Origin of the sequence: Robiginitalea sp. (assembly GCF_049588695.1) — a bacterium.
In the GTDB taxonomy this organism is placed as follows: Bacteria; Bacteroidota; Bacteroidia; order Flavobacteriales; family Flavobacteriaceae; genus Robiginitalea.
In genome coordinates, this window is the sequence record NZ_JBAVZJ010000217.1 from 1 (window position 1) to 6,214 (window position 6,214).

The following is a 6,214-nucleotide window of genomic DNA, read 5'->3' on the forward strand; positions in this document are numbered from 1 at the left end:
GTCTCATAACGAAGGTTTTTCAGGGGGAGAGAAAAAACGAAATGAGATTTTTCAAATGGCTATGTTGGAACCCCGCCTGGCTGTGCTCGATGAAACAGATTCCGGACTCGATATTGATGCCCTGCGGATCGTCGCAAATGGAGTTAACAAACTTCGCAATAAAGACAATGCTGTTGTCGTCATCACCCACTATCAGCGCCTGCTGGATTACATCGTCCCCGATTTTGTACACGTGATTCACGATGGGAAAATTGTAAAGTCCGGCACAAAGGAACTCGCCCTCGAACTGGAAGAAAAAGGGTACGACTGGATCAAACAGGAAGCTGTACTGTAAGGCCCCTTGTAGTCTAATCCTCCCCCTAAACATCAGGAAAATGGAATTAAAAGAAAAGCTTATCGCCTCCTTTATGGCCTTTGAAAACGAAGTAGACCTCGCGGATCCCGTCCATGAAATTCGGTCAGAAGCCCTGAAGAATTTTGAAGCCAAGGGATTTCCCAGCCGCAAATCGGAGGCCTGGAAATACACTTCTTTGGAGCGCCTGCAAAAGGTAGATTTCAGCTTGTTTCCTAAACAGGATAACGCCCTGGAATACAGGGATGTTAAGAAGTTTTTCCTTCACGAAATTGACACCTACAAGATCGTCTTTATCGACGGGGTATACAGTTCATACCTCTCAGAAACCACCCATGATGGGGTTGATATCTGCCTGATGAGTGCCGCCCTGACAAAACCGATGTACAAACCGATCATCGATGTCTACTTTAACAAAGTGGCTTCCCGGGAGGACTCCCTGGTTTCCCTCAACACAGCCTTTGCCAAAGAGGGTGCCTTTATCTACGTGCCCAAGAACAAAGCGCCGAGAAAACCGATAGAAATCCTCCATTTTTCAACTGGGAGCGAGACCGCACAGATGCTGCAACCCCGAAACCTTATAATCGCTGAGGAAAACGCGGAGATACAGGTCATCGAAAGGCATCAGAGCGTTACAGATAACGAAGTCCTGACAAATTCTGTAACAGAGATTTTTGCGGGCAAAGATGCCATTATAGATTATTATAAGGTTCAGAACGACCGTGAATCCGCCAGCCTGATTGACAATACCTATATCGACCAGAAAGGAAAAAGCCATGTAAGTGTTCATACCTTCTCTTTCGGTGGGAAACTCACCCGTAACAACCTGAACTTCTACCAGGATGGGGAACATATTGATTCAACCCTTAAAGGGGTAACCCTCCTGGGAGAAAAACAGCACGTGGACCACCACACCCTGGTACACCATCAGCAGCCGAATTGCGAAAGCCATCAGGATTATAAAGGCATTTTTGGCCAGCGTTCCACCGGAGTCTTTAACGGTAAGATTATCGTAGATAAGATTGCCCAGAAAACCAATGCCTTTCAACAGAACAACAACTTGTTGATCAGTGATAAGGCCAGTATCAACACCAAGCCCCAACTCGAGATTTTTGCAGATGACGTGCGTTGTTCACACGGATGTACCATTGGCCAGCTGGACAGGGATGCATTGTTCTATCTTCAGGCCAGGGGAATCCCCAAAAAAGAAGCGTCTGCCCTGATGATGTATGCCTTTGCCAACAACGTACTGGAAAGCGTACGAATCAAGGAGTTAAAAACCCGCATTAACAAGTTAATCGCCAAAAAACTGGGAGTGAGCCTGGGCTTTGAGCTCTAGGCCTGCGGTTTTTTTATGACCTCTGAGGTATAGAGCCTCCCTCGGGAGAAACTGTCTTGACTAAGGACTCATTTCGATAGATAACCCTTTAATTTACAGTGGCATGCGGACAAACCTCATCTTTCTTCTTATCGTATTTTATATCTTTGGATCCCGGGCCCAGGAGAAGAACTGGAGTGCGGAATTGAACTATCCCATTTCTATCGGGGAGTCCTTTGGGGCATCCAACCAGGGCGTTATCGGCCTGGGCCTTGCGTATAGGTTCGCCGAATTCGACAAGGTTAAACTGGGAGCAAGTCTGGACGCGATCTGGTTTGCCACTACTTTCACCAACGATACCGACCCTGTCCAGGAACTGAAATTCCGGGATTTTTTCCTGCAGCCCCGCATCTTTGCAGAACTTCCATTAAGCGCTAGTGAAAAGTTAAAACTCAGGGGTGGATTGGGCTGGACCTGGTACCGGAGTACAGGCGAGACTTTTTTCAATTCAGAAGGACGGATTGAGGGCATAGACAACAACTCAGGACCTGACGTGAACCTGGGTCTCAGTTATGACTTTTTTTCCCGATGGTTTCTGCAGGCACAGTACGACCTGATATTTTCTTCAGGGGATTCCCCGAGCCGTACCCTTGGGTTGCTAAAGGTTGGTGTTGGGTTCCGGTTTTAGGACCATTCACAGGAAGTTAAAGCACCGGAATTGCCCGGATTTAGGGAAAGCTTCACAACCCTTTCACAAAAGGTTCAGTATCTTTGAACATCATGAAAACAGTCACATTCGACGTCTTGAAAATTAGGGAAGATTTTCCTATTTTAAACCGTAAGGTACACGGGCAACCCCTGGTTTACCTGGACAATGCAGCTACCTCCCAGACGCCTCGCCAGGTGATCGACGTTATTGTCGATTATTATTCGCGTTACAATGCGAATATCCACAGGGGGGTGCACACACTATCCCAGGAAGCGACCGACGCGTATGAAAAGGCGCGTATTAAAATCCAGCACCACTTCAACGCCCTGCACAGTCATGAAATTATCATGACCTCAGGGACGACACATGGCATCAATATGGTCGCCTCCGGCTTTACGCCTTTCCTGAAACCCGGAGATGAGATCTGGGTCTCCGCCATGGAACACCACTCCAATATTGTCCCCTGGCAAATGTTGTGTGAACGCACCGGGGCACAACTCAGGGTCATTCCGATGAACATAAAAGGGGAATTGGTTTTGGAGCCATTTTACGAAGGACTTTCAGAGCGCACCCAACTGGTCTTTTGCAACCATATTTCCAATGCATTGGGAACCATAAACCCTATTGAGGATATTATTGAGCGTGCCCATGGAGTTGGTGCCGCCGTACTTATAGACGGAGCGCAGGCCGCGCCCCATATAAAGGCAGATATGCAGGCCCTCGATGTTGACTTTTATACCATCTCAGCCCACAAACTTTGCGGCCCTACAGGAGTTGGTGCCCTCTACGGGAAGACCGAATGGCTCGAAAAACTTCCTCCCTACCAGGGTGGCGGTGAGATGATTTCAGAGGTGACTTTTAAAAAAACCACCTACGCAGGACTGCCCCATAAATTCGAAGCCGGAACTCCAAATATATCCGGGGGCATTGCCTTTGGTGCAGCCCTGGATTACCTCAACGCGATCGGGATGGATGAAATTGCTGCCTATGAAACAGAATTGCTCCATTACGCAACCGCTGAATTACTCAGTATCCCCGGGTTGAAAATCTATGGGGAAGGAGTATATAAAACTTCTGTGATCTCCTTTAACCTGGAAGGCATCCACCCGTATGACGTGGGCACCCTGCTGGACCAGATGGGAATTGCCGTACGTACCGGACATCATTGTGCTCAGCCCATTATGGATTTTTATCAAATCCCGGGAACCGTTCGGGCGAGTTTTGCATTTTATAATACTAAGGAGGAGGTAGACCGGTTGGTTGAAGGGGTTAAAAAAGCCGCCCGGATGCTTTCTTAAAAGGTCTTCCCCGGAGAGATCTCTGTATCTCTTTGAAAATGGGCCGTTCATGTTGTAATTTTGACAAAAATTTTACCCATGCAGATCGAAGCGATTCAGGAAGAGATTGTCGATGAGTTTTCCATGTTTGAAGATTGGATGCAGCGGTATGAATATATGATCGAACTCGGAAAATCCCTCCCTAAAATTTCTGAGGAGTACAAGACCGATGAGCACCTGATTAAAGGTTGCCAGAGCAAAGTATGGGTGCACGCCGCGATGGACGACGGGAAAGTGGTTTTTACCGCAGACAGCGATGCCATTATTACCAAAGGCATTATCGGAATTCTGATTCGGGCTTTTAGCAATCAGAGTCCGGCAGATATTTTGGAAGCAAAAACAGACTTTATCGATAAGATTGGGCTGAAAGACCATCTTTCACCCACCCGGGCGAACGGGCTTGTAAGTATGATCAAGCAGCTGAAGCTCTACGCCCTCGCCTACCAGACCCAATTAAAGAGCTGAGAGGCCTAACCCCTAAAAGGAAACCATGGAAACAGAAGCCCATATAGACACCCAGGAACTCGGCGAAAAAATCGTCAGGGTGCTGAAAACCATTTACGATCCGGAAATACCTGTAGACATTTATGAACTGGGGCTGATCTACGACGTCTTTGTGAACGAAGACCTGGAGGTTCGTATCCTGATGACCCTTACCTCCCCCAACTGCCCTGTGGCAGAAACGCTTCCGGTGGAGGTAGAGGAAAAAGTCAAATCCCTGGATGCCGTCAAAGACGCCGAGGTTGAAATCACTTTTGATCCCCCCTGGACGCAGGAATTAATGAGTGAAGAGGCGAAACTCGAACTCGGTATGCTCTGATGCCCAAGATCCGATGGAGAAAGAAATCGTCAACCGCGTTGCCAAAAGCAAATTAATCACTCTCGACCTCGAGGATTTCTATCCAAAAGGAGATCGCTTCGAGATTGACCTGAGTCAATGGCTCGATGAAGGCCTTATCTTAAGGGAGGCCCATTTCAGGGAGGCGCTGGAACAACATCAATGGGAGGTTTATAGAGACGGGTATGTCGCAATACATTGCAGTACCGATGCCATTGTTCCCGTTTGGGCCTATATGCTCACGGGGAAGTATCTTGAAGGCATTGCCCGGGATACGGTTGTCGGTACACCTGAAGTTCTGGAGACCGTGCTCTTCCGGGAAGCCCTAAACTCCCTGGATCTCGATTCCCTTAAGGACCGACCTGTTATTATCAAAGGGTGCACCAACCTGCCGGTACCTGCTTCTGCTTATGTGTGGGCGATACAGAAAATTCAGCAAGTGGCTAAATCCGTATTGTTTGGTGAGGCCTGTTCTTCGGTTCCATTATTTAGAAAATCCTGAATTTAAAACAAATTCGACCTTTTCACCTATCTTTGCAGCCGTTCTTAATCACTAGCACACATGAAAAAACTCGTATTCCTATTCGCATTTCTTGTAGCCGGAGTATCCACTTATGGTCAGACCCTGGAGGAACTCAAAGCGGCCAAGAAGATCAAAGAAGATTCCGTGAGTGCCATCGAAGACCGGATTGGGGACCTGGAATCCCAAATTGATGCCTTCCCCGGTTGGAAATTTGGAGCATTTGGAACAATTGGTGCCAGCCTTTCCGGTTTTAACAACTGGTATGCACAACAATCACCGAATAACGATGCCGGGCGGATTGGGATTACGATTAATCCCTATGCCAAACTGGATCGCGATAAATACTTTTGGTATAACAATGCTCAACTCAACGTCGGATGGATCAAATTTGACGACAAGGATGATCCCAATGACGATGAAGGATTCAGGCAATCCAACGACGTATTTAATATCACCTCCCTTTTTGGGTACAACCTGACCCCCAAGCTGGCGGCATCCACCTTAATGGAGTACCGCTCTACATTCCTGAGCAATTTCAATGATCCCGGTTACCTTGATTTAGGGGTTGGTATTACCTGGAAACCTATAGACGGGCTTATCATCGTGGCACACCCTGCCAACTACAATTTCGTCTTCAGTAAGGATGACACTATTTTCGACTCCTCTTTCGGGGCAAAATTGCTGGCCAATTACAGTAAATCCATCGGGAAATTCAACTGGAAATCCCAGTTTTCATCCTTTATCAGTTACAAAGACAGCAACCTTTCCAACTGGACCTGGACCAATAATTTTGGCTACAAGGTCTGGAAGGACATCGGGTTGGGATTTGAATTCGGACTTCGCGACAACAAACAGGAAGCCCTGAATTACGAAATCAATACCCTTGGAAATACCGGTGCTACTTTTGACAATATCGACAACGACCTACAGTCCTATTGGCTCTTTGGACTGACCTATGATTTCTAAGGTCGGTTCCCCGGCCTGAACATCCTATTCTCCCCCTGAATACGCATCCAACTTCTCGGGATACAGGAAGTTATTGTATGGAAACCTGTTGATGTGAATCTTGCGCACCTCCCGGTAAACAGTCTTGCGGAATTCATCGAGGTTTTCTTTGTTCAGGGCCGATATAAAAAC

The 6,214-nt window shown here is 47.3% G+C and carries 8 protein-coding genes and 1 pseudogene; 8 read left to right on the forward strand and 1 reads right to left on the reverse strand.

Features of this window, described 5'->3' with window-relative positions; all coding sequences use genetic code 11:
- The 8 genes from WBV75_RS05165 to WBV75_RS05200 form a co-directional block, all read left to right on the forward strand.
- On the forward strand, positions 1 to 334 hold a 334-nt coding region (locus WBV75_RS05165; RefSeq protein ID WP_424119579.1), incomplete at its 5' end, for an ABC transporter ATP-binding protein.
- Between the two features lie 40 nt (positions 335 to 374).
- Positions 375 to 1,691, forward strand: a complete 1,317-nt coding sequence (gene sufD, locus WBV75_RS05170; protein WP_424119580.1) for a Fe-S cluster assembly protein SufD — start codon at positions 375 to 377, stop codon at positions 1,689 to 1,691.
- Positions 1,692 to 1,794: 103 nt separating this feature from the next.
- Positions 1,795 to 2,358 (forward strand): outer membrane beta-barrel protein, encoded by a 564-nt coding sequence (locus WBV75_RS05175; protein WP_424119581.1) that lies wholly within the window; start codon positions 1,795 to 1,797, stop codon positions 2,356 to 2,358.
- A 92-nt stretch (positions 2,359 to 2,450) separates the two neighbouring features.
- Positions 2,451 to 3,677 carry an aminotransferase class V-fold PLP-dependent enzyme gene (locus WBV75_RS05180; protein ID WP_424119582.1) on the forward strand — a complete coding sequence of 409 codons (1,227 nt, stop codon included), beginning with the start codon at positions 2,451 to 2,453 and terminating at the stop codon, positions 3,675 to 3,677.
- Positions 3,678 to 3,755: 78 nt separating this feature from the next.
- On the forward strand, positions 3,756 to 4,181 hold the full coding sequence (locus tag WBV75_RS05185) for a SufE family protein (RefSeq protein WP_424119583.1): 426 nt from the start codon (positions 3,756 to 3,758) through the stop codon (positions 4,179 to 4,181).
- 25 nt (positions 4,182 to 4,206) lie between these two features.
- Positions 4,207 to 4,536, forward strand: a complete 330-nt coding sequence (locus WBV75_RS05190) for a DUF59 domain-containing protein (protein WP_424119584.1) — start codon at positions 4,207 to 4,209, stop codon at positions 4,534 to 4,536.
- A 13-nt stretch (positions 4,537 to 4,549) separates the two neighbouring features.
- The gene (locus tag WBV75_RS05195; RefSeq protein ID WP_424119585.1) at positions 4,550 to 5,056 is read left to right on the forward strand and encodes a DUF2480 family protein; all 507 of its coding nucleotides are present in this window, start codon (positions 4,550 to 4,552) and stop codon (positions 5,054 to 5,056) included.
- A gap of 60 nt (positions 5,057 to 5,116) precedes the next feature.
- The gene (locus WBV75_RS05200; RefSeq protein WP_424119586.1) at positions 5,117 to 6,043 is read left to right on the forward strand and encodes a DUF3078 domain-containing protein; all 927 of its coding nucleotides are present in this window, start codon (positions 5,117 to 5,119) and stop codon (positions 6,041 to 6,043) included.
- Positions 6,044 to 6,067: 24 nt separating this feature from the next.
- Here the strand turns inward: WBV75_RS05200 and WBV75_RS05205 are convergent.
- Positions 6,068 to 6,214 (reverse strand): annotated as a pseudogene (locus WBV75_RS05205) (GTPase HflX); the annotation flags it as partial.